Annotated in this window: 18 protein-coding genes and 1 pseudogene; 6 read left to right on the top strand and 13 right to left on the bottom strand. The window is 60.0% G+C overall.

Annotated features, from left to right (window positions below; translation table 11 throughout):
* The first annotated feature begins 63 nt into the window (after positions 1 to 63).
* The 3 genes from ACCC96_RS19595 to ACCC96_RS19585 all read left to right on the top strand — a co-directional run bounded on the left by ACCC96_RS19595 (position 64) and on the right by ACCC96_RS19585 (position 3333).
* Complete coding sequence (locus tag ACCC96_RS19595) at positions 64 to 1440, top strand: L-serine ammonia-lyase (RefSeq protein WP_413696664.1); 1377 nt, start codon at positions 64 to 66, stop codon at positions 1438 to 1440.
* A 63-nt stretch (positions 1441 to 1503) separates the two neighbouring features.
* Positions 1504 to 2805 (top strand): serine/threonine transporter, encoded by a 1302-nt coding sequence (locus ACCC96_RS19590; protein ID WP_413696663.1) that lies wholly within the window; start codon positions 1504 to 1506, stop codon positions 2803 to 2805.
* Between the two features lie 210 nt (positions 2806 to 3015).
* Entirely contained in the window at positions 3016 to 3333 is a 318-nt protein-coding gene (locus ACCC96_RS19585) for a DUF3509 domain-containing protein (RefSeq protein ID WP_019581133.1), read from the top strand.
* On the opposite strand, the gene ACCC96_RS19580 is transcribed toward ACCC96_RS19585, so the two are convergent.
* Positions 3330 to 3830, bottom strand: coding sequence for a phosphate-starvation-inducible protein PsiE (locus ACCC96_RS19580; RefSeq protein WP_018927152.1), 501 nt, complete (start codon positions 3828 to 3830; stop codon positions 3330 to 3332). The two genes, ACCC96_RS19585 and ACCC96_RS19580, sit on opposite strands and share 4 nt — an antisense overlap.
* 285 nt (positions 3831 to 4115) lie before the next feature.
* On the opposite strand from ACCC96_RS19580, the pseudogene ACCC96_RS19575 reads away from it, so the two are divergent.
* A pseudogene (locus ACCC96_RS19575) lies at positions 4116 to 4370 on the top strand (YebG family protein); the annotation flags it as partial.
* Between the two features lie 167 nt (positions 4371 to 4537).
* Here ACCC96_RS19575 and ACCC96_RS19570 read toward each other — a convergent pair.
* From ACCC96_RS19570 to ACCC96_RS19555, 4 genes are all read right to left on the bottom strand, one after another.
* On the bottom strand, positions 4538 to 5647 hold the full coding sequence (locus tag ACCC96_RS19570) for a dihydrolipoamide acetyltransferase family protein (RefSeq protein WP_019647694.1): 1110 nt from the start codon (positions 5645 to 5647) through the stop codon (positions 4538 to 4540).
* A 40-nt stretch (positions 5648 to 5687) separates the two neighbouring features.
* Positions 5688 to 6674, bottom strand: coding sequence for an alpha-ketoacid dehydrogenase subunit beta (locus tag ACCC96_RS19565; RefSeq protein WP_028940313.1), 987 nt, complete (start codon positions 6672 to 6674; stop codon positions 5688 to 5690).
* Positions 6667 to 7761: a pyruvate dehydrogenase (acetyl-transferring) E1 component subunit alpha gene (pdhA, locus tag ACCC96_RS19560; protein ID WP_019647692.1), complete on the bottom strand. Its 1095-nt coding sequence runs from the start codon at positions 7759 to 7761 to the stop codon at positions 6667 to 6669. The genes ACCC96_RS19565 and pdhA overlap by 8 nt, the downstream gene beginning before the upstream one ends.
* Positions 7762 to 7893: 132 nt before the next feature.
* Complete coding sequence (locus ACCC96_RS19555; RefSeq protein ID WP_018927157.1) at positions 7894 to 8913, bottom strand: Glu/Leu/Phe/Val dehydrogenase family protein; 1020 nt, start codon at positions 8911 to 8913, stop codon at positions 7894 to 7896.
* Between the two features lie 183 nt (positions 8914 to 9096).
* Between ACCC96_RS19555 and ACCC96_RS19550 the strand changes: the two genes are divergently transcribed.
* On the top strand, positions 9097 to 9900 hold the full coding sequence (locus tag ACCC96_RS19550; RefSeq protein WP_413696662.1) for a SirB1 family protein: 804 nt from the start codon (positions 9097 to 9099) through the stop codon (positions 9898 to 9900).
* Positions 9901 to 10039: 139 nt separating this feature from the next.
* On the opposite strand, the gene maiA is transcribed toward ACCC96_RS19550, so the two are convergent.
* Genes maiA through hmgA form a run of 3 tightly spaced genes read right to left on the bottom strand, consistent with a single transcriptional unit; the run spans position 10040 to position 13303 of the window.
* Entirely contained in the window at positions 10040 to 10675 is a 636-nt protein-coding gene (maiA, locus tag ACCC96_RS19545; RefSeq protein WP_019581138.1) for a maleylacetoacetate isomerase, read from the bottom strand.
* A 12-nt stretch (positions 10676 to 10687) separates the two neighbouring features.
* Entirely contained in the window at positions 10688 to 11995 is a 1308-nt protein-coding gene (gene fahA / locus ACCC96_RS19540) for a fumarylacetoacetase (protein ID WP_413696661.1), read from the bottom strand.
* Between the two features lie 3 nt (positions 11996 to 11998).
* On the bottom strand, positions 11999 to 13303 hold the full coding sequence (hmgA, locus tag ACCC96_RS19535; protein ID WP_413696660.1) for a homogentisate 1,2-dioxygenase: 1305 nt from the start codon (positions 13301 to 13303) through the stop codon (positions 11999 to 12001).
* 163 nt (positions 13304 to 13466) lie between these two features.
* Here hmgA and ACCC96_RS19530 point away from each other — a divergent pair, with 163 nt between their 5' ends.
* Positions 13467 to 14261, top strand: coding sequence for an IclR family transcriptional regulator (locus tag ACCC96_RS19530; RefSeq protein ID WP_019647687.1), 795 nt, complete (start codon positions 13467 to 13469; stop codon positions 14259 to 14261).
* 33 nt (positions 14262 to 14294) lie between these two features.
* Here the strand turns inward: ACCC96_RS19530 and ACCC96_RS19525 are convergent, their stop codons facing one another.
* The 5 genes from ACCC96_RS19525 to ACCC96_RS19505 all read right to left on the bottom strand — a co-directional run bounded on the left by ACCC96_RS19525 (position 14295) and on the right by ACCC96_RS19505 (position 24234).
* Positions 14295 to 16688 carry a dermonecrotic toxin domain-containing protein gene (locus ACCC96_RS19525; RefSeq protein WP_413696659.1) on the bottom strand — a complete coding sequence of 798 codons (2394 nt, stop codon included), beginning with the start codon at positions 16686 to 16688 and terminating at the stop codon, positions 14295 to 14297.
* A 167-nt stretch (positions 16689 to 16855) separates the two neighbouring features.
* The gene (locus tag ACCC96_RS19520) at positions 16856 to 19417 is read right to left on the bottom strand and encodes a LuxR C-terminal-related transcriptional regulator (protein ID WP_413696658.1); all 2562 of its coding nucleotides are present in this window, start codon (positions 19415 to 19417) and stop codon (positions 16856 to 16858) included.
* A 140-nt stretch (positions 19418 to 19557) separates the two neighbouring features.
* A complete protein-coding gene (locus ACCC96_RS19515; protein WP_019647684.1) occupies positions 19558 to 20925 on the bottom strand; it encodes a DUF1329 domain-containing protein in 1368 nt (455 codons plus the stop codon).
* A gap of 23 nt (positions 20926 to 20948) precedes the next feature.
* On the bottom strand, positions 20949 to 22742 hold the full coding sequence (locus tag ACCC96_RS19510; protein WP_258671141.1) for a DUF1302 domain-containing protein: 1794 nt from the start codon (positions 22740 to 22742) through the stop codon (positions 20949 to 20951).
* 580 nt (positions 22743 to 23322) lie between these two features.
* Positions 23323 to 24234 (bottom strand): SDR family oxidoreductase, encoded by a 912-nt coding sequence (locus ACCC96_RS19505; protein WP_413696657.1) that lies wholly within the window; start codon positions 24232 to 24234, stop codon positions 23323 to 23325.
* Positions 24235 to 24278 lie beyond the last annotated feature (44 nt).

Genomic DNA, 24278 nt, shown 5'->3' with positions numbered 1-24278 from the left:
ACATTGCGCTTGGCCTACAAAAATGGCGGCGATTTCTCTTCCATTGCTTGTATAGGCTTTAGCATGGCTATCAGTGTTTTCGATCTCTTCAAAGTCGGCATCGGTCCGTCCAGCTCCCACACCGTCGGCCCGATGCGCGCCGCAGCGACCTTTGCCCAAGCACTGATTGACCAGAATTTACTGGCCGCCGTCCGTCGGGTAGAAATCCGCCTTTATGGCTCGCTTTCCGCCACCGGCGTCGGCCATGCCACCGACCGCGCCTGTGTCATGGGCCTGATGGGCGAATGGCCGGACAGCATCGATCCGACCAGTATCGATTCGCGCATCCAGCACCTGCGGGAAACCGGCAAGCTGTCCCTGGCCGGCAAAGCGACCATCGCCTTCAACTGGCAGCACGATCTCCTGCTGCTCGACGAGAGCCTGCCCTACCACCCGAACGCCATGTCCCTGACAGCCTTCGGCGAAACCGGTGAGCTGTTCGAGCAGACGTACTACTCGGTGGGCGGCGGCTTCATCATCGAAGCGGCCGAAGCCGAGTCCGGCATTGCGCCGGCCAGCGACGTCGTGCTGCCGTACGATTTTTCCAGCGCCGCCGAATTGCTCAAGCTCTGCAAACAGCACGGTCTGCGGGTGTCCGAATTGATGATGGCCAATGAATTGGCCTGGCGCAGCGAAGCCGAAGTCCGTCAGGGCCTGTTGCTCATCTGGTCGGTGATGCGCGAGTGCGTCGAGCAAGGCTTACGTCACGAAGGCATCCTGCCCGGCGGACTGAATGTTCCGCGCCGCGCCGCGAAATTGCATCGCAGCCTGTTGGAAATCGGCAAACCGAACGTCATCAGCTCCACCCTGTCGGCCATGGAGTGGGTGAACCTGTTCGCCCTCGCCGTGAACGAAGAAAACGCCGCGGGCGGACGGATGGTCACCGCGCCTACAAACGGGGCGGCGGGAATCATTCCGGCCGTGCTGCACTACTACATGAAATTCAACCCGGACGCGTCGGACGATGACGTCGTGGCGTTCTTTTTGGGTGCCGCCGCCGTAGGCATTCTCTGTAAGAAAAACGCCTCGATCTCCGGCGCCGAAGTCGGCTGCCAGGGTGAAGTCGGCTCGGCCTGTGCCATGGCCGCCGCCGGTTTGGCCGACGTGCTCGGTGCCACTCCAGAGCAGCTGGAAAACGCCGCTGAAATCGGCCTGGAACACAACCTCGGCCTGACCTGCGACCCGGTCGGTGGTCTGGTGCAAGTACCGTGCATCGAGCGCAACGCGATTGCCGCGGTGAAGGCGATCAACGCCACGCAAATGGCCCTGCGCGGTGACGGCAAACACTTCATTTCCCTGGACCGGGTGATCCGCACCATGCGCGATACCGGCGCCGATATGCACGACAAATACAAAGAAACTTCACGGGGCGGCCTGGCTGTTAGCTGGGTGGAGTGCTGAGGAGCATTTCCTGACAGTCCGCAACACGTGAGCCCGAGCAAAAACAATAACGAGGCGAAAACGATGACCGATGTACGCACACCTGCTGCCGATAATCCCGCTGTAGACCTCACACGCAGTAGCGAAATAACCCACAAAGGCTGGAGTAAACACGACACCACCTGGATGCTTGGCCTCTATGGCACAGCGATTGGCGCCGGCACACTGTTTTTGCCGATCAACGCCGGCGTGGGTGGTTTCTGGCCGCTGCTGATCCTGGCAGTGCTGGCGTTTCCGATGACATTCTTTGCACACCGCGGCCTGACTCGTTTCGTGTTGTCCGGCCGTTCCGGGGACATCACCGAGGTGGTGGAAGAACACTTCGGCATCGGTGCCGGCAAACTGATCACGCTGCTGTATTTCTTTGCGATTTTCCCGATTCTGCTGGTGTACAGCGTGGCGCTGACCAATACCCTGAGCAGCCTCATGGAGCACCAGTTGCACATGACGCCACCGCCCCGGGCGATCCTGTCACTGGGGCTGATTCTCGGCCTGATGGCCATCGTCCGTTGTGGTCAGGGCGTCATCGTCAAATGCATGAGTGTGCTGGTTTACCCGTTCGTCGCCGCTTTGCTGCTACTGGGCATCAGCCTGATCCCAAACTGGAACGGCGCGTTCTTCGCCACCGCCAGTGAAGGCATGCCACTGCCGCTGTTCTTCAAGACCTTGTGGCTGGCGATCCCGGTGATGGTGTTCTCGTTCAACCATTCGCCAATCATTTCCGCCTTCGCCGTCGATCAGAAGCAGCGTTACGGCGGGCAAGCCGAACGCAAAAGCAGCGGCATTCTGGCGATCGCTCACGCCATGATGGTCGTCACGGTGATGTTCTTTTGCTTCAGCTGCGTGCTGGCGTTGTCCCCAGCTGATTTGGCCGCGGCGAAGGCGCAGAACATTTCGATCCTGTCGTACCTGGCCAACCACTTCCAGACGCCGGTCATCGCTTACGCCGCGCCGCTGATTGCACTGGTGGCAATCACCAAATCCTTCCTGGGCCATTACATCGGCGCCAGCGAAGGCTTTCAGGGCCTGATCGTGAAAAGCCTGCGTGGTCGTGGTCGAGTCGTCTCCGCCAGCTGGCTGAACCGCCTCACTGCACTGTTCATGATCCTCAGTTGCTGGGCCGTGGCGACCTTCAACCCGAGCATCCTGGGCATGATCGAAACCCTCGGCGGGCCGATCATCGCCTGCCTGTTGTTCCTGATGCCGATGTACGCCATCCGCCGTGTACCGGCCTTGCGCCAGTACTCGGGCCAGGCCTCGAACGTGTTCGTGGTGTTGGTCGGTCTGATTGCACTGTCTGCGATCATCTATTCATTTATGCCCTGAAACGGGCAGGCAAAAAGAAGGCGGGCCAGGGTGCCCGCCGTTTTTTTGCCGTAAACATTGTCCGACAGTTTTTCCGGCATGCCCCTTGCTGTATCCCCTACGCGGCACGGAAGAAAGCGCATGAACATGGAAGGCCGGTGGTCTGGTACTGCGAACTAATCCCGATCACGGCCGTCAACAACTGCACGTTCAATCAGGCGGTGACGCATTATGGACAACCCTTTTCAGCTCATTACCGATGCTTTTGCAGCGGATTATCAAATCAACCTGAGCATCCAGGGCCTGGACGGCAGCATCATGCTGACCCTCTCCAACGCTGGCCGCGTGGTGGCCAAACGGATGATCAGCGCCGAACAACGCAATGACCCCAAGCGCCTCAAACGCCTGGTACAAAGTATTCAGTTCGGCATCGCCATCGAACAGGGTGAATGTGCCGTGGCCATCCTCGAAGCCATGACCGACGGCGACAACCGTAAGCTGCCGCCGCCACAGGCCAAAGCCCGGCCCCGACCTGAAATCGGGTTTTAAAGCTCGCCCTTCTCCACTTCAGGATGCTCACCGGAACCCGCACCGATCTTGCGCTGCGGGTGTTCGATCTTCACCGAAGGAAATTGCGACGAAGCGTAACGCACCACCAGAATCGAAAACGCCAGCAACAGGATCCCGCCGCACAGGTAGATGATCCCCAGGTCCGGTGGATTGTGGTGCGAGACGTTGGAGATCAGCAGCCGTGTCAGCGCGGTGATCGCCACGTAGATCAGGAACCGCACCGGCATGTGGTTGGTCTTGAAGTAAATCCCGACCATCGCCCCCAGTTCCAGGTAGATGAACAGCAACAGGATGTCATCGATCTTGATGTGCCCCTGTTCCAGCATCCCGATGAACTCCATGACCGCCGCCCAGGCAGTCACCGCACCGATGGCGAACAGCGCCAGGTAGTGGAAGGTCTCGACAAACAGGTTGCCCAGGGACTCGGCCAGTTGGTGCACGTTCTGCCGCAGGTTCTCGGCCCAGTTGATTTTCACGATGATTGATCCTTAGCTCGGTTCGAGCGGATGATGCGGGTTGGACGTGACGGTTGTTCTGCATGCAGAAAAAAGGCCAGGGGTTGCCTGCCACATGATGGCGAGGTGCTTTAAAACACGCTCCGTGGCGTTTGGTCGCACCCGTCCCGTTCACCTGACAAACCCCGAATCCGGTCTACATTAAAAAGCCACTACCCAAAGCGCAGGGATTCGCTTATCCTTTTCGCTGTATATAGATACAGTAGTCGCAAAGACAACTAAATGTGAAGGCATGTGAGGTGGTGAATGGCCGTCGAAGTGGTATACCGCAGCAGCCGAGATCTGGAGCGCTTGTTCATGGATAAAGCCGAAGCTGACCGTCATGACAAAATGCTCGAACTGGCCGAATTGCTGGCTGAAGTGTTGCAAAAAGCCGTTCCGTCCCTGACCGAGCAGCAAGTGGAAGAAGCCGGGATCTACATGGCGAAGAACCGCGATGTGTTCGCCAAGGCGTTCAAGAGCCAGCCGGACGCACTGTCCGAACTGCTGAATGCGCCAGCTGAAGTCGCTGAAAAAGCTGCACCCGTTGAAGTCGCTGCACCTGTTGAAGTAGCGCCCGCTGAGCCGACCAAGCCAGCCAAAGCCGCCAAGACGCCGAAGTAAGCAATGCCCGAATTGAATAGGCCCTGAGTCCAATGGCTCAGGGCCTTTTTCATGCCCGCAAAACGTCAGGCCTCGGGTTGTTCCAGCGCCGTCACCAGCGCCTTGAAGAACCGCGCCGCCTCGCCGCCCGTCACTACGCGGTGATCGAAGGTCAGGGACAGCGGCAGGATCGGATGCACCGCCACTGCGCCCTCGACCGCCACCGGTTCATCGCGGATCGCCCCGGCGGCGAGGATCGCCACTTGCGGTGGCACCACCACCGGGTTGGCGTAGCGGCCGAACAAGGTGCCGAAATTCGACAGGGTCAGGGTCGCGCCCATCATTTCCTTGGGCGGAATCGAGCGCGCCTGCACATCGGCGCGCAGGCGCATCACACCTTCTTTCAAGTCCGCCGACGAGCGATTGCCAACATCGCGCAGCACCGGCACGAACAAGCCGTCCGGTGTATCCACGGCAATGCCCAGGTCGAGCCGTTCGTGTTGTTTGAGCGATAGGGTTTTACCGTCGAAGGCGCTGTTGAGCACCGGCTCCACCGCACAGGCCGCCGCCATGGCCTTGGCCAGACGAATCAGTGGTTCTCGCGCCTGCCCCCAGCGATGCAGATCGGCATCGCCGAAAATCGTCACCGGCACCACTTCGGCATGGGACCGGGCCATGTTCAGCGCCATGCTGCGGCGCACACCGCGCAGCTTCTCACCGCCGAAACGCTCGCGTTCCGTCTGGGCCGCATTTTCCACATCGCTGCGGGTGATCTGGCCGTCTTGGCCGGAACCGACCAAGGCGCTCAGTTCAACGCCCAGTTGTCGCGCCAATTGACGCACTGCTGGCGTGGCGCGGTTCGCCAGGTATTCGCGGGTCGAAGGCGCGGTGCCGATAAAAAACGCATCCTCCTGATTCGTGCCGCCGCCCTCAAGCCGTCCGACCACGGTGCCCGCGTCCGCTTCGCCTTCATAACCGAGCAACGGCTCACCCACATGCAGGATGTCGCCTTCGCCGCCGAAGGTTTTCGCCACCACGCCGTCGTAGGGCGCGGGAATGTCCACCAGCGCCTTGGCGGTTTCCACCGACACCAGCAATTGGTCAGCCTTGACGGTATCGCCGACCTTCACATGCCAACGGACGATTTCCGCTTCCTGCAAGCCTTCGCCCAGATCCGGCAGTTTGAAGTATTTCATCGCAACCTCCTCGGCCTCTGGCGTTTCTGCAAGGGCTTCTTCAGGCGTGGCGCAGCACGGTGTCACAGGCGTGAAGAATGTCTTCGACGCCAGGCATGTACAGCGATTCCAGTCGATACAGCGGTGGCGGGATGTCCGGCGCAGTGACTCGCTGGATCGGTGCCTGCAACTGCAGAAACACCCGTTCGTAGAGACTGGCGGCGATTTCCGCGCCGACCCCGCAGGAGCGCGGCGCCTCATGCACGATCACGCAGCGACCGGTCTTGCGCACCGAGGCCTCCATCGTGTCGAGGTCCAACGGTTTGATACTGGCGACATCGATCACTTCCGCCGAGATGCCCTGCTCGGCCAACGCCGTGGCAGCTTGCAGGGTTTCCATCACACTGGCGCCCCAACTGATCAAGGTGATGTCGCTGCCTTCGCGCAGGGTGAAGCAGCTGTCCAGCGGCAAGCGTTTACCGTCATCCAACAACGGTTGCGGGTTCATGCGATAGAGTCGGGTCGGTTCGAGAAAGATCACCGGGTCCGGGTCGTCGATGGCCGCGAGCAACAAACCATAGGCCCGGGCCGGCGAGGACGGGATCACCACCCGCAACCCCGGAATGTGCGCGAACAGTGCTTCGGTGCTTTCGCTGTGATGTTCCGGCGCACGAATCCCGGCGCCCATCGGCGAGCGCAGCACCATCGGGCAAGTGAGCCGCCCGCGCGTGCGGTTGCGCATGCGACTGGCGTGGGACACCAGGTGCTCCATGGTGGCGTAGATAAACCCCATGAACTGGATTTCCACCACCGGTTTCAAGCCTTGGGCCGCCATGCCCACTGCCAGCCCGCTGATCATGGTTTCGGCCAGCGGCGAATCGATGACCCGCTTGAAACCAAAGCTGTCGCGCAGGCCCAGCGTGGCGCGAAACACGCCACCGTTCACCCCGACGTCTTCACCGAGGACGATAACGTTCTCGTCTTCGCGCATGGCCCGATGCAACGCCAGATTCACCGCCTCCAGCAGCGTTACCTTACCGTTACTCATGGCCCGAACCTCCCGTCCGGCGCGCCACCCGTTCGAGGAAGTCTTCACGCTGCTCGGCCAGGGCTTGTGGCCACTGGGCGTAGACATGATCGATCACTGATGCCGGCGCCTGCAGGCCCGCCGCTTCGAAGTTATCCACAGCAACCTGCACCAACCCCTGGCATTCGCTGATCAGCGCCTGCTCGCGGCTTTCATCCCACACGCCCTGCCCGACCATGAAACGCTGCAGACGTTTGATCGGTTCTTCGAGCCAGGCTTGCTTGACCTCGTCCGCCGAGCGGTAGCGCGTGGCATCGTCGGCCGTGGTGTGATCACCGAGGCGATAGCTCAGGCATTCGAGCAACACCGGGCCTTTGCCGTGGCGCGCCCGTTCGAGGGCCGCTTGCACGCGGTCATACACGGCGAGGATGTCGTTGCCATCGACTTGCTCACCGTGGAACCCGGCGCCAATGGCTTTCTGCGCCAACGTAGGAGCGCCGCACTGAATTCGTCGCGGTACCGAGATCGCCCATTGGTTGTTGTTGACCATGAACACCACCGGCAACTGCCAGGCGCCAGCGACATTTAGGGCCTCGAGAAAATCACCTTTGCTGGTGCCGCCATCGCCGCAGGTGGTGACGGCGACCCGATGCTCGCCACGGATCTTGAATGCGCTGGCGACGCCGCAGGCATGCAGGGCCTGGGTGGCGATCGGCACACAGATCGGGAAATCCTGCGCCACCGCCGGGTCGACAAAGTCGCTGCCACGTTCATCGCCGCCCCAATACAACAGGATTTCTTCCATGCGCACGCCACGCATCAGCTGCACGGCGGTGTCGCGGTAATACGGGATCAGCACGTCTTCGGCGTGCATCAGGCTGCCGACCGCAACGCCAATGGCTTCCTGGCCCAGGGTCGGCGCGTAGGTACCGATGCGCCCGGTGCGTTGCAGGGCGACCGCTTTCTGGTCAAAAAGGCGGGTCAGGACCATCTGCCGATACAGGCGCGTCAACAGATTGAAGTCGTCGGCCCAGGGAGGGAGATCGCAGAGCACCTGGCCGTCAGGGGATAAAAAACGGGTGTAGGGCAGCTCAACCTTGTGAAGCATCACAGGGCTCCTGGCACGCGGGGTCGGCGTGCGATTGTCAGGCCCGACGTTTGTGGCGCAGGGCTTGGGGAGCAAGTTGGCCGGATAAGCACTCACTCCTTCATCGGTTCAAAACTTTTCACCGGTACAGCATCACCGGTACAACACTTTCTCCGCCAACTCATCCGCTACCCTGGCCGGAGAACGTTTTTCCGCCTGGGCATGGGCGAAGACTTCGGTCAGCCGTGAACTGATTTTCGACAGGTGCGCGGTGATGGTCGTCAGCTCTTCCCCACGGTGTTTGAGCGACACGTAGATCAGCCCGCCGGCGTTGATCACGTAATCCGGCGCATACAGAATGCCCCGGCGTTCCAGCTGATCGGCGACTTCCAGATGGGTCAGTTGGTTGTTTGCTGAACCTGCGACCGCCGAGCAGCGCAGCTGCGTCACGCTGGTCCTGTTAAGCACACCGCCCAAGCCACAAGGCGCGAGAATGTCGCAAGGGGTGCTGAGCAGCGCTTCGTTGGCGATCGGATGAGCGCCCAACTGCTCCATGGCCAGTTGTACTTTGCCGTGATCGATGTCGCTGACCAGCAGCTCGGCGCCAGCCGCGTGCAGCTGTTCGGCCAGGGCATAACCAACATTGCCCAAGCCTTGAACGGCAATGCGCAGCCCTTCCAGATTATCGCTGCCCAAACGGGCCATGGCGGTGCTGCGAATGCCGGCGAATACGCCCATGGCGGCATGCGGTGCTGGGTCACCCGCAGCGGTGGTGCTGGTGACGAATTGCGTATGTTGGGCGATGCAGTCCATGTCCGCCACCGAGGTGCCGGCGTCGATGGCGGTGATGTAGCGACCGTCGAGCTGATTGATCCAGCGCCCGAACGCTTCGAACACTGCGGCGCGGTTTTCCACATGGGCCGGGCGAATAATCACCGCAACGCCACCGCCCTGAGCCAGGCCAGCCAGGGCCGCCTTGTAACTCATGCCTTGGGCCAGGCGCACAGCATCCTCGATCGCGGATTCATCGCTGGGGTAGGCAAGGTAACGACACCCGCCCAGGGCAGGTCCCAGGCGGCTGTTATGGATGGCAATCACCGCCTTCAACCCGGTGACCGGATCGACGCTCAGGTGCAGCGATTCAAGGCGAGTGCTTTGCATGAGAGCGAACATCGTAGGGCTCCCGAATCACTTCTTGTAGTCGCCAGTATAGGCTTGCGCACAAAAATTGCAGAAGCGCACCGGAATAAGCAGCGCCGCTTTAAAGGTTTTCGGACATAACCTGTTACGGCCTGTGTTCAGCACTGGACGAAAGCCTGCGACGGGGCTAAAACGAGGCATTCCCCGGAGATTTTGATGACCCCGCGCCAACGCTTTTTCGACTGTCTGCAACGATCACCGCCCGCGCTGTTCGAGGCGGCGTTGTGGATCGCCGCCGAACACGATAAAGAGCTGAATCCCGAGATCGTGCTGGCGGACTTCAAGGACCTGCAACAGCGGGTCAGCTACGGATTACCGATGCTGCCGGTGAATGAGTTGGCGCAACCGTTGTTGCGGCGGATGAATGACCTGGGGTTCGCCCAGGACGACTTCACGCCCTTGCGCCCGCAAGTGGCGTTGCTCCATAAAGTACTGGAACGCCGGCGCGGCCAGCCATTGGCGCTGGGCCTGATTGCGCTGGAACTGGCCAGAAGGCTGGAGATTCCCATGGTCGGGGTCAACTTCCCCGGGCATTTCCTGCTGCGGGTGCAAGGCGCCGATCACCTGCTCGACCCGTGCGGCGGGCGCCGGCTGTACCCCAACGATTGCCGTGAACTGCTGCAACGCCAGTACGGCCCGAACATGCAGCTCAGCGCCGAGCATTTGCAGACCGCCGAACCTGCGCAGATGCTGCAACGGCTGTCACGCAACCTGCGCCAGTTGTACCTCACGAACGATGACTACATCGACGCCCTGGTCGACGCCGAACGTGTGCTGGAACTGGGCAACGCCAGTGCTTCCGACTATCTGGCCCGAGCCAGCCTCTATCAACGGCTGGACTGCCCGAATGCCGAGCGTTTTGACCTGGAACACGCGCTGCTACTCTGCGACGACCCGATCCAGCGGATTCGCCTGACTGAACGGTTGGGGCATTTGCCGCCCAATTCGGTTGTGCATTAAAAGCAAAAGATCAAAAGATCGCAGCCTTCGGCAGCTCCTACAGGATTTTTGTTCGCCCGATATTTCACGGGCGTGCGCGATTCCAATGTAGGAGCTGCCGAAGGCTCGGGCCGCGTTCGGACGATCTTTTGATCTTGCTTTAAGGGGTGTCTGGCTGATTCGCCGGATGCGCCTTGATGAACGCCGGATGCTGCGCCGCCAACGCCGCCACTCGACGAATTCGCGGATAAGCGTCCAGTGAAATATTGAACCGCTCGGCCGCATACAGCTGCGGGATCAAATAGACGTCCGCCAGCCCCGGTTGATCGCCGAAGCAATAACCGGCGTCACCGATCAATTGCTCCACCGTCGCCAACCCTTGGCTGATCCAGTGACCGATCCACTCGACCACTTGCGGCTCATCGTGCCCCAACTGCCGCAGCTTATTGAGCACGCTGACGTTATGCAGCGGGTGAACATCGCAGCCGATCACCGCCGCCACGCCACGCTCATGGGCGCGGGCGGCGAGGTCTTTGGACAGCAGCGGCACCTGTGGATAACGTTCCTCCAGGTACTCGATGATCGCCGGTGACTGAATCAGCAATTCACCTTCGTCGGTGCGCAAGGCCGGCACCCGGCCTTGCGGGTTGATGCCCAGATACGCCGGCTGGCGATGTTCGCCCCCCTGCGGCGCGATCAGGTTGATCGGCAATGCCTGGTAATCCAGCCCCTTCAACGCCAGCGCAATGCGCACCCGGAAAGACGAGGTCGAACGGTAATAGGTATAGAGTTCCATGGGCCGATCCTCTTAGCGCGCCGGCAGCACTTTGCCGCGGCATTCGCCGAAACCGATGGAAGCAAAACCCTCACGGCTGCAACGTGCCCGCAGGATGATTTCGTCGCCATCCTCGAGGAATTTACGCACCTCACCCGAGGCCAGTTCGATCGGTTTTTTACCGCCCTCGGTGATTTCCAGCAGGCTGCCGAACTGACCGCTTTCAGGGCCGGACAGCGTGCCCGAACCGAACAGGTCGCCGGCCTGCAACTGGCAGCCATTGACGCTGTGATGCGCCACCATCTGCGCAACGGTCCAGTACATGTGTTGGGTATTGCTGAGGGTCAGGCGATGGGCCGGCAGACTCTGTTCGCGCATCGATTCGGTCAGCAGCAGCACTTCGAGTTCGATGTCGAAGGCTCCGGCCGCCTGATCACGTTTGTCGAACAGGTAAGGCAGCGGCTGCGGGTCGCCTTCAGGGCGCGTCGGCTGCGCACGACGGAACGGCTCCAGCGCTTCAGCGGTCACCACCCACGGCGAAATGCTGGTGATAAAACTCTTGGACAGGAACGGCCCCAGCGGCTGGTATTCCCAGGCCTGGATGTCGCGCGCCGACCAATCGTTGAGCAGGCAGAAACCGGCAATGTGATCGGCGGCGTCACCGATAGCGATCGAGTCGCCCATTGCGTTGCCCTGGCCGATCCAGATGCCCAGTTCCAGCTCGTAGTCCAGACGGGCGCACGGGCCAAACGTCGGCTCGGTCTGGCCGGCCGGCAGGGTCTGGCCTTTCGGCCGACGCACGTCGGTGCCGGACGGACGAATGGTCGAGGCGCGGCCGTGGTAACCGATCGGCACGTACTTGTAGTTCGGCAGCAAAGGGTTATCCGGGCGGAACAGTTTGCCGACATTCTGCGCGTGCTCGATGCCGACGTAGAAGTCGGTGTAGTCGTTGATCTTCGCCGGCAGGTGCATCTGGCAATCCGCCGCCAGTGGCAGCAGTTTTGCGCCTTGGGCTTCGATCTTGCCATGCAGGGTGCTGCCTTCTTTAAACAACTCGATCAAGCGTTCACGCAGGGCGACGCGTGCCTCGCGACCAAGCTCGAAAAACGCATTCAGCTGGCCGCCACGGGTGGCTTCGACGGCGGTCCGCGCGGCACCGTCGTCGAACAGCCCGGCATCGAGTGCCGCTCCCAGATCAAAGATATGGTCGCCGATCGCCACGCCACTGCGCGGCGCGCCGCCCTTCAAGCTGAACACGCCCAACGGCAGGTTTTGCAGCGGGAAATCCGCGTGGCCGTTGGCGGAGGCAACCCAGCTACGAGTGATGGAAGTCTGAGTCATGGGTTATCTCCGGGTCGGGTCGAAAGTGGCGGGCAGCGAGGCCCAGCAGGCGTCGTAATTGTTTTGCAGTTGCGGGCAATCCAGGGCGAACCGGCTCGGGCGCAGCACCTGGCTGGTCTCGAACATGAAAGCCATGGTGTTGTCGATTTTAGCCGGCGCCAGTTCCGCGTTGATTGCCTTGGTGCAGGTCTCGCCATCGGGGCCGTGGGCGCTCATGCAGCTATGCAACGAGGCGCCGCCCGGCACGAAACCTTCGGCCTTGGCGTCGTACTCACCCTTGATCAGGCCCATGTATTCGTTCATCAGGTTGCGGTGGAACCACGGGGGACGGAAGGTTTTCTCGGCCACCATCCAGCGTGGCGGGAAGATCACGAAGTCGAGGTTGGCCAGACCGTGCACGCTGGTCGGGGAGGTCAGGACGGTGAAAATCGACGGATCCGGATGATCGAAGCTCACCGTGCCGATGGTGTTGAAGCGACGCAGGTCATATTTGTACGGCACGTTATTGCCGTGCCAGGCGACCACGTTCAGCGGCGAATGATCAAGCTCGCAGCCCCACAACTGGCCGAGGAATTTCTGCACCAGGGTGGTCGGTTGCTTGAGGTTTTCGTAATGCGCCACCGGGGTCAGGAAATCGCGGGGGTTGGCCAGGCCGTTGCTGCCGATCGGCCCCAGATCCGGCAGGCGCAGTGGAGCGCCATGGTTTTCGGCGAGGTAGCCGCGGGCTTGCGGGTCGAGCAGTTCGACGCGGAATTTCAGCCCTCGTGGCAGCACGGCGATTTCCAGCGGTTCCAGCTCCAGCACGCCCAGTTCGGTGGCGATGCGCAGGCGGCCCAGTTCCGGTACCAGCAGCAGTTCGCCGTCGGCGTTGAAGAACACCCGCTCCATGGAACGGTTGGCGCGGTAGTTATAAATGCTGATCCCGGCCGGTTTATCCGCGCCCGAATTGGCGGCCATGCTCACCAGCCCGTCGATGAAATCGGTGGGCTCGGTCGGGATGTCCAAGGGGTTCCAGCGCAGGCGATTGGGGGTCACTTCACCCAACGGACCACCGGCCAGTTGCCGATCCAGTTTGACGAATGCCGGGTGATTGGCCGACGGCTGAATGCGGTACATCCAGGTCCGGCGTGCTTCGCTGCGGGCCATGGTGAACGCAGTGCCGGAGAACAGCTCGGTGTACAGGCCGTAAGGAGCTTTTTGCGGGGAGTTCTGGCCGACAGGCAGTGCGCCGGGCAACGCTTCGCTGCTGAATTCGTTGCCAAAGCCTGACTGATAAGCCAGCGCTGGCGCCGTTGAATCGAGGTTCATGGAGCCTCCTGAACGGGAGTAGGCAATGGCCAGTTGCTCTGCGATGAGGTCTTGGCACGCCCGGGTTATTTTTATCGTAATCCAATTACGCATAACGTAATTTGATTGGTATTGACCGTCAAGCTATAAAGACGCCCATTCGTCCCGGGATCAGACCGCCTTCATGGAAACGCCGCGCAACAACGATAAACAGAAAGTCCGCTCGGCCGAGGTCGGCACCGACATCCTCAAGGCCCTCGCCGAGCTGTCGCCCTCGACCTCGTTGTCGCGCTTGGCCGAACACGTGCAGATGCCGGCGAGCAAGGTTCACCGTTATCTACAGGCGCTGATCGCCAGCGGTTTTGCTGAGCAGAACGCCGCCACCAACCATTACGGCCTCGGTCGTGAAGCGCTTAGGGTCGGCCTGGCTGCCCTGAACAGTATGGACGTGCTGAAAGTCGCCGCCCTGCCCTTGGCCGAACTGCGCGATGATCTGAACGAAACCTGTTTTTTGGCGGTGTGGGGTAATCAGGGCGCGACGGTCGTGCACATCGAGCCGGCAGTGCGGTCGGTGACGGTGGTCACGCAATTGGGCTCGGTATTGCCGTTGCTCAGTTCATCCACTGGCCTGGTATTTGGCGCTTACCTACCAAAGCGGGAAACCGTGGACTTGCGCGATCAGGAACTTCACAACGCCACTGGACACGTCTTGGCGGACGATCAGACCTATGCGGCCTTATGTGAACAGATCCGCGTACGCGGCCTGCATCATGTGCATGGGTTGCTGATGCCGGGTGTGGATGCGTTGTCGGCACCGGTATTCAACGCAGCAGGGAATGTAGCGGCGGTCATGACCATCGTCGGTCCGACCTCACTGTTTCACGCTGACGAAAACGGCCCGGCGGCGCAGCGATTGCTGGCAGCGACGCGGGCCGTGAGTTGGCGGATGGGGTATCAGCCCGCCGATGTCAGTCGCTGAATCAGACGCGATACCTGTGCTCAGCCATTGTCCTTACCCGAGCGTGGTTTTGCTCGTGATGCTCTCTGGGTCGTCGAGAACCTCCTGAATGACCTCCAGCGCCCGCTCATGCAATCGAGGCTGCCCGGATATTTCGGCAAACATTTTTTCCACGGTATACACATCACCCAGCAGACCGATCAGGTCTTTCTGCAACTTGGTAACCTGCGACAGTCCTCGAACTCCCTTGGCCAGGGAGGCCAACTCAATCACCGCCTTGACGTAATGCTTCAGGGCCTTGGTCCGATTGCCCTCGGTATAGGCATGAACACCTTGCACCAGATTCTGAGTAAACAAGGCGACGCTCAATGCGATACCGACGGGGGCATAGACAATAGAGATGACACTCACTGCCGAAACGACGGCGCTGTTCACCAGGCTGATGATGATCTCTTCAAGACTTTGCGTTTTCTCGTCGACGTCAGAGATGACCTTGGTCAACACGTCGTAATAGCACCAATACAAATCCGTGACCCGACTGTTCTTCTCCAATATTGGCGCCTCGGTGAAGTTGGCGACCTGCTCGAGATCCGTCAGGTAAGTACCGACCTGCGGCTGGTATTTCCCAAATGCCCGATTATAGAAGTAATCACCGAGGCCACGGGTTTTCACCGCACTCACGAAATCCTTGAACGGCCGCAGCTCACGTCCATCCGGTGCATCCGGGGTATACAGATATTCCTCGATCTTCCCGGCAACGTGCAGCCTGAAAACGAACGCACCGACAATCAGGTGCCCCTTGAGATGGAGTTTGAACAAAGCACTGTGTCGCACGTTGGCAGGCGATTCGCCCACAGGCCAGTCCGGTTGCGGAGAGTCAAACGCCGTGACAACTTTCATCAACTCATCGAAGTGCTCCCGAACCAGACGGCCTGTGAATAGCGCCTGCAGGATTGCCACACTCATCTGGCGCTGCATGATCCCCGTGTATAACCGCTGCTTGAAAAAGCCTTTGGGACGGTCGATGTGCGTTGCACGCAACATGTCGATGTACTTTTCACCCGGGCGCAACGTTCGCGACCAAGCGGCAATGTCGTGAATGGAGAGTTTGGTGAGGGGTGGATGGTCAGTGGCCTCCGTGAAACGCGGGACGCCATCCCGGGCTGCGTTGTCAGAATAAAAATGTACCTCGTCGGCGATCAGTCGGGTCAGGGTTATCTGTTGACCCCGTTCGTATTCCACGAAAATCCGGTCAGGGTTGATAGTGACTTTTTCACCTTTGGACAGCAGAACTTCTTCAATCTGCTGTTTGATCAGTTGATGGCAAAAAAGCTCATAACTGATGAACCCGCCTTCACGCACTTCAATGGTTTTCATTGCCCGCAGTTCACAGTTCATCCGGGTGAGGTGCTGGCGCTGCTGCTGTGTAGCGGTCCGATAACCATAGGGGGTGTGGCTTTCTTCCTGGGCCACGAGCCAGGCCCGATGATTGAAAACAACGGAGTTCAGCACTTCGGCCCCAGTGTAAGGGGTAGGCGCAAGAGCCACGCCACGCCACAGATTGGGCAGTTTGGAAATCTGGTTCATGTAACCGCTGATGGCCTCACGATCCAGCGCGTGGGAATGCCATAGCAGATAGTCGCTCCCCTCGGACGTTGCCGTCCAACCACCGATTTCAAAGCTCAATTGCCTAAGGGAGGGCAATTGATACCAATCCTGACCGCCAGGCGAATCGGGAGCATACAGCAGCCAGTCGTCCAGGCTGGGGCTGCGGCTGCCAATGGCAACCAGTTCCAGGAGTGGGCGAGTATCGTCACGCAGCTGTAAGGGCGCGATCACCAGGTTCGCATTCCCGTCCACCGCCTGTTGCACCCGTTGGAGACTGGTGTCGTCGAGATGCCCCTGTAGCTTCGCGCCAAAGGCACTCAGCAACAATTGATCCCGGGTGATACGGACCATGGTGGTGACCACCTCACTGCGCTGGAACACAGACCGGTATGCAGCACCGTAGGCGGCACGCACGTCTTCGTTCATCACTTCCTCCAACCATTGCTGGTTTAATCCGGAAGGAAGACTTTCACCTTCAAACGTGATCGATCCCCGCCGCCCCTCCTCGTGCAGGCCACACAGCAGCAAATCCGTCAGAGAACGCCTGTCTTCTTGCGTGATTCGCTTTCCGGCCACATCGAAGACGTAACGGCTGATGGTCATCAGGTTGTCGGGGTCCAGCGTGCTGCCAAGCTCCAACTGCAACAATTGGCTGGCCACATTTTTTGCGTAAGCCTGCACACTGGCATGACTTCCCAGTTGTTTGTCCAGATCGGCTTGACTTGCGATTAACTGTTGTTCCAGCTCGCCAAAGTGCAGTTGTTCATTAACGCTGGCACGCTCAAGCCATTGCGGACGACTGCCGACATCAATAGGCAGATATTTATTCATCATATTCATTTTGTTGCCCTTGGTGTTTTGAATAACGTAGAAAAATTTACGTCAGCAAAAGTAGTCCAAGACAACAACACACCAAAGCAGTTAAGCAATACCAACTATTTACAACTTAAACCCAATGTAACACCGAAACTTCCATAGCAATTTTACTGACCACCTTATTTTCAGATTCAATCCCACAACCCTAACAGCTTGGCCTTAGCCACCGCCTGCGTCCTGCGTTCGACCCGCAATTTTCCGTGTATGCGCCGAGTGTGGGTTTTAACGGTATGTAATGAAATAAACAATGAGTCGGCAATTTCTTGATTGGAATGACCGAGTGCAATCAGCTTCAGCACTTGCAGTTCACGCTGGCTTAATATTTCTGTTGCATCCGCACGATTGCAAAGTTGATCACAAGACAAGAGGGAAGCCTGCGCGTCGTGTAACAATAACGGCTGACGCTGGCGCAACTCACTTAGCACTTGAAGTGCCTGATACCGCGCAACGTTGCGAAGGCCCTCCTGCAACACATCAATGGCCTTCGTAGTGTGACCCTCACACCACAGCACTTCGGCCAGGGCCAGTTGTAATTCGGTGGCGAGCGCGAACATTCCACGCGCCTGCACCTGTTTTATCAACGACTCAAGTTGTGGTGCAGCATCGATGGCATCCGGCTCTGCCCGGTGCCTGGCAATGATCAACAAATATTCAATGCGCGGAATCAGCTCCAGAGTGGCCGGGGGGGCCTGTCGCGCTTGCGGCCCGCGATAGTGATTGAGCACTCGGCTCAAGGCCTCGCATGCCAGTTCGGCACGCCCCTGTTGCAACCAGAAATGACTGCTGACTTGTAACAGTACGCCACGGTAAACAGTGTCTGGAATCTGCCGCTGTTGCATCAATCGCTCGGCATCGCGCAGCCGGACAAAGGCTTGCCCATAGTCCCCCCGATTGGCCGCCAGTTGTGCTTGACCGAGAAACCCGTAAAGCACACGTTTGTCATGGCTGTGCAGGCAATCCTCCAGCCCGGCCTGGAAGAATTCGGCGGCACGCTCATCTTGCCCCCGGCAAAGGGCCAGCCGACCCCGACGCAACGCGATTCGCCCCAGCAACGGGACCGGCCGCTCAGAACGCTGACACAGCAGCTCATGGATATTGGCGAGCAGGCTTTCCGCGCGCAGGGGAGCGCCGCGCTGCTCCAGCAATTGCGCATGATCAAGCTCCAGCAGCCCTTCTAGCACCAGCGAGCCTTGTGCTCGCGCCAGACACAGCGCCTCACGGTTCAGCGACTGCGCGACATCAAGCTCGCCCCGGAGCAGTGCCTGTTGAGTCAAACCCGACAGGCACATCAAGCGTACGGTCCAGAAGTCAGGACCGAGCTCGCTCAGGGCGTCGAGAAAATGCGCGCGCGAGCTCTCCATACGCCCTTGCAAGTGCAGTAACCAGCCTTGCTGAGCCTGCCAGCGGGCAATCAGTTGCCGCTGCAAGAACGCCGACGGTTGAGGGGTAAAGCGCGACAGGTGTTCGATGCAATCGGCCGCTTGCTCAAACCGCCCCGCAAACAACGATGCCGCCGTGATCAACCCGATCAATTGCGGCGAGCCGAGCATCAGCTCCTCGCCTTGTTGCTCATGCAGACGCAACAACAGCACCACTGTCTGCTCCTCGAACAGATGCTCGAAACTGAAGTGCTGCAACAGGCTGACCGCCACTTCGTATTCCTCGGCAAGCAATGCCTGTTCGAAGGCTGACTTCCAGTCCTGCTCGGCGCAGAACCACTGGCAGGCCCGCCGATGCCAGGAGCGTCCGGCCGGCCATTGCTCATTGCGCAGCAATTGGGTGAACGGGGTGAACACCTGCAGCCAGTCGGTGGAGTCGCGCCAGGGTTCGATAAAACAACCCAGTGCTTGCAAGGTCTTCAGGTACTGCGCGCCCTCCCCGGCCCCAAACAGGTGATCACACAGTCGGGCATTGAAACGTGGCAAGTGGGCCAGCACGCGCCAGGCCTCACTCAACTCAGGCGTCAGCGAGCTGAACAACTCGTGCTCCAGATAATCGAGCAAGGTGTCCGCCCGTCCCTGGAGGTTGTCCTGACGCGACCAGTCGCACTTCTGCAACAGCGCGATCCGCACACCGGCACACCAGCCGCCGGTGCGCTGGATGACCCGACTGGCCACCTTGTTGGCCTGATCCGGCACCCAGGGACGCAACAGCTGCTCCACTTCACCTGAAGTAAAAGCCAACGAAGCGCTCTCGCACTCGTACAATTCATCATCGAGCAGCAACCTTGGCCAGTTGCATTGCGGCCGGCGGCGAGTGCCGAGCCACCAGGTCAGCATCGGGCTGCCGATTGCCAGCATGCGATCCAGCAACGAGTCCAGCTCCGGGCTCGGCAGACGGCAGTAGTCATCGAGGAACAGCCAGGTCGGCGTCTGCAATCGCGCCAGATTGCTCAGCAATTCGGTTTCGCCCGACGAGGCCAACCCCAGCGCCTCAGCCAGACGATGACGAAAATCGGCCACGCTCGACACCCCGCCAGACAAGGGCAGCCAATGCACCCGGCACTGGGATGGCGCCCGCAACAGGCACTCGGCGAGCAGCGCACTCTTGCCGCTGCCGGCGGGGGCGCAGAGTAATTTCACCCGGGCCGTTGAGGTCAGTAGCGGCTCGGTCAAGCGAGCCCGCGACAGGTGATGAGAGGACAGCCGGGGCAGGAACCCAGAACGGTCCAGACACGGGATCATGGCGGTCATTGCAGCGTGCCTTTTTATAATTGTCCGACAACCCTAACCCTCTCCAACCCGCTTGTTGAGAGGTATTCAGCGCGCTGATTGGCGCCCATAAAAAAGGCGACCCACCGGTCGCCTTTCGTGATGCCAATGTATCAAACCCCTTACCGAACGCCCTCGGCGCGCAGAGCCGACGGTGTGTAGTCGGCAGCCTTGGCGTCAAAGCCAAATATGAAACTGTGCTTCTCTTCGTTCTTCATTCCCAGGGCAATGTATCGGCCAGCGATGATGTCGTAGAGCGCCTCGAGGGTGTAGGCCGGAGTCTGGTGATCGTAGTAGTACTGGGCGTGACCTTCGGCCACTCGCCACAGTTGGCCGCGACCGTCGTAGTGGTCCACCAGCGCCACTTGCCAGCTGTCTTCGTCGAGATACATGTGGCGTTTGGCGTAGATGTGCCGCTCACTCGGCTTGACCGTACCGACCACTTCCCAGACCCGGTGCAACTCGTAGCGGGTCAGGTCCTGATTGATGTGCCCGGCTTTCACCACGTCATCGTACTTGAGGCTCGGCGAGTCGAGTTTGTAGCTGTTGTAGGGGATGTACATCTCCTTCTTGCCGATCAGTTTCCAGTCGTAGCGATCTGGCGCACCCGAGAACATGTCGAAGTTATCCGAAGTCCGCAGGCCGTCGGCGGCGGTGCCCGGTCCGTCGTAGGCCACTTGCGGTGCACGGCGCACACGACGTTGACCGGCGTTGTAGATCCACGCCAGTCGCGGCTCTTTCACCTGGTCGAGGGTTTCATGCACCAGCAGCACGTTACCCGCCAGCCGTGCCGGCGCGGTCACCGACTGCTTGAAGAACGTCAGCACGTTAGCGGCTTTTTCCGGGTCCAGGTCCTTCATCAATTGCGGTACGGCGATCTCTTCCTCAAAGCGGATCGGTGTGTAGCTGCCGTTGGTCTGCGGCGTCACCTGGGTGATGATCCGTCGAAGATTACCGCCGTGGTAACGGGTGATGTGGTTCCACAGCACCTCGACGCCATTCTTCGGAATCGGGAACGCGTAGTAGCGATTGCCGGTGAAATTGGCCAGACCGTTACCGTCGTTGATGCTGGTTACGTTCAGCGCGCTGCGCTTGGCCGACTCGTAGATTTCCGGCGGCACGGCCACAGTACGGTGGGTTGGGTAGACCGGAATCTTGTAGGTTTCCGGGTAGCGCTTGAACATCGCCACCTGCCCGTCCGAAAGCTTGTCCTTGTACTTGTCGACCGTTGCAGCGGTGATGGTGAACAGCGGCTTTTCACTGGCGAACGGGTCAGCCAGGAAGCCTTTGCTGTCGACCGCTCCAGCGTTTTTCGGGATGCCACCGGTCCAGGCCGGGATCGAACCATCGGCGTTGCCGGCCTTCTCGGCGCCCAGCGGCGTGAGGGTGGTGCCGAGCTTATTGGCCTCTTCCGGCGAGACCGCAGCCATCACGTTGGCGGCCAACAGACTCAGTGCCAGGGCGCCGCATTGCAGAATCATCTTGCGCATTAACATCATCCTTCTCAGCCAGATCAGAAGTTCACGCCGAAGCTCAGCGCCAGAAAGTCGCGGTCGGTCAGGGTGTTGTAATTCCCGCCGAAAAAGTCGGTGTAACTCAAGCTTGCGGTATAGGTGTTGCGGTAGTCGGCATCGACACCGACGCTAATCGCCTTGGCGCCTTCGTTGAACAGCCCGTTGGGGCCGTAGCCGGCGACGTCATGGGACCAGGACAGGTTGGGCTTGAGGTTGATCCCGCCGATCACGTTGGCGTAATCGAGGATCGCCCGGGCACGGTAGCCCCAGGAGGTCGAGGTGACGAAGCCGTCGGTATCGCCACCGAAACCGTACTGGCCGTAGACCGAATCACGGCCGTAACGCAGCTTGCTCCGCGGCTCCAGACCACCGACATGGACCATCGCCGCTTCACCGACCAGGGTCAGCCGTTGGGCGCCCAGCACTTGATCGAAGAAATGCGTCAGGGTGCTTTGCACCTGGGTCACTTCCTTGCGGCGGTAACCGGTATTGTCGGCGCCAGGCCGGGTCGCTACAGGCGATGCCGCGCCGCCGGCGATCGGGTTGAGCAACGCCAGGGTCAGGTCGTTGGTGTTGACCTGCACCGGAGCGTTAGGCCGATAGCTGATTTCGCCAGTCCAGGCAGTACCGGTGGGCAACGTGGTGGAGAAACTCGCACCGTACAGGCGAATGTCTTCCGGGTATTCGAGGTAATACTGGCCGCGCCCGAGCATCACGCTTTGGGCCAGGCCCGCACCGCTGCCCGGAGCCAGACGGTTGGCGGCGCTGACCATGCCCGGCAGTCTGGCCAGTGTCGACAGCCCGGCGGTGGTGGTGCCGACGGTCGGTGTGCGACTGTGGTAGTTCATGAAGTAGAGGCCATATTCGGTGTCGTCACCGAGCCAGCGCAAAGCCGCGCCCCACTGCCCCGAATCCCGTGCATCGCGGTCACCGCCACGGGGCACGATCACGCCCTCACGGGTGACCTGGATAGGTTGGCCAAAGGCTGCCGCCAGCGGTGCCAGCGGAGCAATCGCCGGGCTGCCGACGGTGTAGTTGTTGTTGCAACCGTCCGCCACCACGTCGTTACCGAAGAAGGTGCCACAGTTGTCGAGAACCGTCTGATCCCACTCCAGTTGGTAGAAACCTTCCACCGTGAGTTGATCGGTCAAGCCCTGGGAAGCGAACAGCATGTTGACCGGAATCAGGCCTTCCTTGATCTCCGCGCCGGGACGCCGGAACGCCGAAACGTCGACCGGGTTGATGCTGTTGATCGAATTGCCGATGAAAGTGCTTTCACCCCAGCTGACCACCTGTTTACCGGCACGTACGGTGCCCGGCAGATCGGCGATGGAATAGTTGTGATAAACGAAGGCATCGAGAAGCTCCGCCCCGGAAGACTTGGCGCCTTCCTTGCGACCGCTGTCGCTGATCTGCTTGAACTCGCGGTCTTCGTCTTTGAGCTCGAAGTCGTACCAGTACTTGCCACGGACGAACACGCCGGTGTCGCCGTACTTCAATTCGAGGTCGTGGATGCCCTTGAAGATCTTGGAGAAGGTTTCACCTTTCTTGAAGTTCAGACGTCCGTCATCACCGGTCGAGGATTGGCCGGTCCCGCCATTGACGGTGCCCACCAGCGACTTGTCGGCATCGCGCATGCCCCAGCTCGCGCCGACGGACAACGAGGAATCGAACTGCCCCTCGATTTCGCCGATGTTGAATGAAACGGCCTGCGCCTGGGCACAGCAGCCCAAGGCCACCGCAGCGGCCAGCGCTTGCGGCTTGAAGATGGCGCGCATTGTTGTTTTTGTCATGCGTCTTCCCCGGTGAGTGACAGAAGGCCCCACCCTACTGCCGCTCGCCGGGAGCGATAAGCGCACCAAGGAGGTATTCGCGATGTACCTCCAAAGGATGAAGCCCCGCATGGGGCGGGGTTTTGCGCGGGGTATGGATGGGCTGGATGGAGGGTTATCAGTGCAGTGCATGGGACATGATTGAAGTTGGATGTGTAACAGCTGGCGCAGCTAACGGCAGCTGTTACAAAAGGTCAGCAGAAGACTGTTGCCAAGACTGTAACAGTGCATGTCTAAAATCGCTATTTTTCCTTTGTGATCAATATCTTATTCTTGTCTGGCTTTCACGGAAAACGGCCCGAAAGCACAAAGAACGGGGATGATAGACCACCCCGTTGGCGACAGAATCCAGATGATTTGAAGCGTATTTTTTCGACTCATCGCCCTGTGTTCACTGACGTTGATTTGTAGCTCCTGGATCCACGTCTTACTTTGGCCGCTGCGTTTGCAGCGGCCTTTTTTATGGGCGAAAGGTTTTCAGGCAGGAAGCAATCGGGGGGAGATGACGGGACTCAGGCAAGCCTCGTCAGATGTCGCGCAATCAGAGGGAATGCTTCTGCAAGTTCTCCATCATTTCCTTCAGCGCCTCAATATTGTCCTTCGGATGCGCCGCGCCTTCGAAATCGCAGATCTGCTGCCAATGCGCCGCCACATCCTCCGGCGAGAAACCGACCCGCGGATCGAACCCGGCCCCCAGGCTGCGCTCCCAGCGCACCTTGCCCATCCAGCCGCCACCAACCTCGAACAGCCCCGACGTTTCCTGGCATTGCTCGCTGGCCAGGTACACCACCAATGGGCTGACCAGTTCCGGTTTGAGTTGCTCGAATACTTGCGGCGGGATCAGGCCTTCAGTCATACGGGTGCCACCCGTGGGGGCGATGGCGTTGACCAGGATGTTGTTCTTGCGGCCCTCGATAGCCAGTGTGCGGGTCAGGCCGTAGAGGCCGAGCTTGGCCATGCCATAGTTTGACTGCCCGAAGTTGCCATAGATGCCCGAGGTCGACGCGGTGAAGATCACGCGGCCATAGTTTTGCTCACGCATGTGTGGCCAGGCGGCGCGAGTGACCTTGTAGGCGCCTTCGACGTGAACGCGGTAAACCAGGTCCCAATCGCTGTCGTCCATTTTGTGAAAGGTCTTGTCGCGCAGGATGCCGGCGTTGTTCACCACGACATCGATACGACCGAACGTATCGAGGGCGTGCTGGACGATTTTGTCACCGTCGGTGACAGAGTCATGGTTAGCTTCGGCGGTGCCGCCCGCTTCACGAATTTCCGCCACCACCCGATCAGCCGCCGATGCATTGGCGCCTTCACCCTGAGCCGAGCCGCCGAGATCATTGACCAGCACTCTGGCGCCCTGTTTGGCGAACAGCAATGCATGCGCTCGCCCCAAGCCGCCGCCCGCACCGGTGACGATCACGACTTTATCTTCGAAGCGCACAGACTCATTCATGGGGAACTCCAGCAGGCCAGGGACTATTAGTGTGAGTGTCAGGC

It is taken from the genome of Pseudomonas sp. Pseusp11, assembly GCF_047304405.1.
Lineage (GTDB): Bacteria > Pseudomonadota > Gammaproteobacteria > Pseudomonadales > Pseudomonadaceae > Aquipseudomonas.
This window is presented reverse-complemented; position numbering and strand designations above follow the sequence as displayed.

Excerpts from the sequence above, each read along its gene's own strand:
- ACCC96_RS19595 (WP_413696664.1), top strand. The coding sequence starts at position 64 with ATGGCTATCAGTGTTTTCGATCTCTTCAAAGTCGGCATCGGTCCGTCC.
- ACCC96_RS19590 (WP_413696663.1), top strand. The coding sequence starts at position 1,504 with ATGACCGATGTACGCACACCTGCTGCCGATAATCCCGCTGTAGACCTC.
- ACCC96_RS19585 (WP_019581133.1), top strand. The coding sequence starts at position 3,016 with ATGGACAACCCTTTTCAGCTCATTACCGATGCTTTTGCAGCGGATTAT.
- ACCC96_RS19570 (WP_019647694.1), bottom strand. The coding sequence starts at position 5,647 with ATGAAATACTTCAAACTGCCGGATCTGGGCGAAGGCTTGCAGGAAGCG.
- ACCC96_RS19565 (WP_028940313.1), bottom strand. The coding sequence starts at position 6,674 with ATGAGTAACGGTAAGGTAACGCTGCTGGAGGCGGTGAATCTGGCGTTG.
- pdhA (WP_019647692.1), bottom strand. The coding sequence starts at position 7,761 with ATGCTTCACAAGGTTGAGCTGCCCTACACCCGTTTTTTATCCCCTGAC.
- ACCC96_RS19555 (WP_018927157.1), bottom strand. The coding sequence starts at position 8,913 with ATGTTCGCTCTCATGCAAAGCACTCGCCTTGAATCGCTGCACCTGAGC.
- ACCC96_RS19550 (WP_413696662.1), top strand. The coding sequence starts at position 9,097 with ATGACCCCGCGCCAACGCTTTTTCGACTGTCTGCAACGATCACCGCCC.
- maiA (WP_019581138.1), bottom strand. The coding sequence starts at position 10,675 with ATGGAACTCTATACCTATTACCGTTCGACCTCGTCTTTCCGGGTGCGC.
- fahA (WP_413696661.1), bottom strand. The coding sequence starts at position 11,995 with ATGACTCAGACTTCCATCACTCGTAGCTGGGTTGCCTCCGCCAACGGC.
- hmgA (WP_413696660.1), bottom strand. The coding sequence starts at position 13,303 with ATGAACCTCGATTCAACGGCGCCAGCGCTGGCTTATCAGTCAGGCTTT.
- ACCC96_RS19530 (WP_019647687.1), top strand. The coding sequence starts at position 13,467 with ATGGAAACGCCGCGCAACAACGATAAACAGAAAGTCCGCTCGGCCGAG.
- ACCC96_RS19525 (WP_413696659.1), bottom strand. The coding sequence starts at position 16,688 with ATGAATATGATGAATAAATATCTGCCTATTGATGTCGGCAGTCGTCCG.
- ACCC96_RS19520 (WP_413696658.1), bottom strand. The coding sequence starts at position 19,417 with ATGACCGCCATGATCCCGTGTCTGGACCGTTCTGGGTTCCTGCCCCGG.
- ACCC96_RS19515 (WP_019647684.1), bottom strand. The coding sequence starts at position 20,925 with ATGCGCAAGATGATTCTGCAATGCGGCGCCCTGGCACTGAGTCTGTTG.
- ACCC96_RS19510 (WP_258671141.1), bottom strand. The coding sequence starts at position 22,742 with ATGACAAAAACAACAATGCGCGCCATCTTCAAGCCGCAAGCGCTGGCC.
- ACCC96_RS19505 (WP_413696657.1), bottom strand. The coding sequence starts at position 24,234 with ATGAATGAGTCTGTGCGCTTCGAAGATAAAGTCGTGATCGTCACCGGT.